This window comes from Streptomyces sp. SID3212 (genome assembly GCF_009865405.1).
In the GTDB taxonomy this organism is placed as follows: domain Bacteria; phylum Actinomycetota; class Actinomycetes; order Streptomycetales; family Streptomycetaceae; genus Streptomyces.
Genome location: NZ_WWJY01001260.1, coordinates 1 through 1,188 on the forward strand (window position 1 = coordinate 1; position 1,188 = coordinate 1,188).

2 protein-coding genes are annotated in these 1,188 nt (G+C 72.9%); one reads left to right on the forward strand and one right to left on the reverse strand.

Going from position 1 to position 1,188, the window contains the following annotated elements; all coding sequences use genetic code 11:
- On the forward strand, positions 1–465 hold a 465-nt coding region (locus GT042_RS37845), incomplete at its 5' end, for a class F sortase (protein ID WP_161313195.1).
- Between the two features lie 30 nt (positions 466–495).
- On the opposite strand, the gene GT042_RS37850 is transcribed toward GT042_RS37845, so the two are convergent.
- The coding region (locus tag GT042_RS37850; RefSeq protein WP_161313196.1) for a polysaccharide deacetylase family protein at positions 496–1,188 on the reverse strand (693 nt) is incomplete at its 5' end.

Below are 1,188 nucleotides of genomic sequence, written 5' to 3' on the forward strand. Positions count from 1 at the left end.
AAGCCGCTGCCGTACGCGCCGATGTCACGGGTGCGGATCCCGGCGATCAAGGTCGACGCGCCGGTGGTGGACGTGGGCCTGGACCGGGAGGGCTGGATCGCGGCCCCCGAGCCGCAGGACCCCAACATGGCGGGCTGGTACCAGAACGGGGTGGCGCCGGGCCAGCGCGGCACGGCGGTGGTGGTCGGCCATGTCGACAACCAGGCGGGTCCCGCCGTCTTCTACGGTCTCGGCTCGCTGGAGAAGGGGCAGCACGTCGAGGTCAGCCGTTACGACGGCCGGGTGGCGGTGTTCGAGATCTACGGGGTCGAGGTCTTCTCGAAGAGCGACTTCCCGGGGCCACGGGTCTACGGCGACACCGGCCGGCCGGAGCTGCGGGTCATCACGTGCGGCGGCGGCTACTCGAAGGCGGGCGGCTACGACGGCAACGTGGTCGTCTTCGCCCGGCTGGTCAGGACCCGCTGACCGGCCGGGCGAAGACGGGGGGCGGTGAGGCTACGGGAGGGGTACGCCGATCCCGTACCCCTCCTCGATCAGCTCGGGCAGGTAGCGGCGCAGCGCGGCCACACTCTGTTCCCGGTTGCCGCCGGCGTCGTGCGAGAGCACCACGACCCCGGGCCCGGCGCCGTCGCGGACCGCCTTGACGATCTTGTCGGTGCCGGGGGTGGTCCAGTCGAGGGTGTCGACGGTCCAGGCGAGGGGTTCCATCCCCAGTTCGGCGCCGATCTCGAAGGCGTGCCGGTTCCACGCGCCGTAGGGGGCGCGGAACCAGACCGGCGGGGCACCGACGGTGTCCTCGATCAGCTCGCTCGTACGCTCCATCTCCTTGCGGATCGCGGAGCGCGTGAGCTGGGGCAACTGCGGGTGCGACCAGGTGTGGTTGCCCACGACGTGCCCGTCGGCCGCCATCCGGCGGAGCAGGTCGCGCTGGTACGTGGCCATCTCGCCGCAGACGAAGAACATCGCGCGGACGTCGTGCGCGCGGAGGGTGCTCAGGATGTCGGGGGTGTAGCGGGGGTCGGGGCCGTCGTCGAAGGTGAGCACCACCGTGCGGCCCATCCGCGGCAGTTCGCGGAACGGCTGTTCACGGACCGGAGGCGCGGGGGTGCGCCCGCCGGAGGGGGCGTCGTCGGTCATGGGCCGGAGCCGGTAGGCGGCGGGGTTGCGGGCGACCCCGGCCGGCGGGCC